This window comes from Corallococcus terminator (assembly GCF_003611635.1).
In the GTDB taxonomy this organism is placed as follows: Bacteria; Myxococcota; Myxococcia; order Myxococcales; family Myxococcaceae; genus Corallococcus; species Corallococcus terminator.
The window spans coordinates 1-826 of the sequence record NZ_RAVZ01000742.1; the positions used below are offsets into that span (position 1 = coordinate 1).

Sequence of the window (826 nt, forward strand, 5' to 3'; positions counted from 1 at the left end):
AACCAGGACCTCAAGTACGCGCGCTTGACTGGCACCGAGTGGAGCCTCCAGCGAGTGGACAGCACCGACGACGTGGGCGGCACGCCCGCTCTGGTGTTGGACGCCCAGGGCCGACCCCACATCAGCTACGAGGACCTCACGCGTCACCACCTGAAGTACGCGCGGTGGACCGGCACCCAGTGGGCCATCACCACCGTGGATGCTAGCGGAACCGGAGGCACGGACTCCGCGCTGGCGCTGGATGACGCGGGCAGGGTCCACATCACCTACTTCAGCGAAGGACTGCGCTACGCGCGAGGCCTCCAGGTTCCCGCCAGGAAGCGCGCCTCCTCCAAGCCCTGACGAGGAGGAGCGGCGCCCAGGCGCTGCTCGTCAGGAGGCGGGCCACGCGCCAGGGTGGCCACGCCCGACACTCGCGGGAATCAGCCCGCGTGCCGGGCGTGGCCGAGCGCCACGGCGGCCTCACCAGACGCGCGCCGGAGACGTCCTGAAGAAAAGTGGCTTCCGACGGCGGAGATCGTGGGCTTGCTGCGAAAGCCCGTGGACATTGCCGAGCTGCTGAAGACGTGGCCCGCTACTGCCCCGTCTCCTGGCAGCCGAGACCTTCGGTCATGCGTTCGCGCCGATCGGGGCGATTGGCCGGTTTAATTTAACCTTGGCCGTAACTCCGCCCGGAAGTAGGCGGAGTTACAGCCTGAGCCCAGGTCGTGGATCCGTGGCGCGCGCGTCACGCTGACGACGGGTTCAGGCCGCTTGCCCACGACGGCCGACCGTCGCTCTCGGCGAGCGTCCAGCGGCTCTCCACCTGGCTGACCGGGTGAAGGGG

At 69.0% G+C, this 826-nt stretch carries 1 protein-coding gene; it reads left to right on the plus strand.

Features of this window, described 5'->3' with window-relative positions:
- A partial coding sequence (locus tag D7V88_RS43505) for a hypothetical protein (protein WP_208726779.1) occupies window positions 1-342 on the plus strand: 342 nt, incomplete at its 5' end.
- Window positions 343-826: the final 484 nt, after the last annotated feature.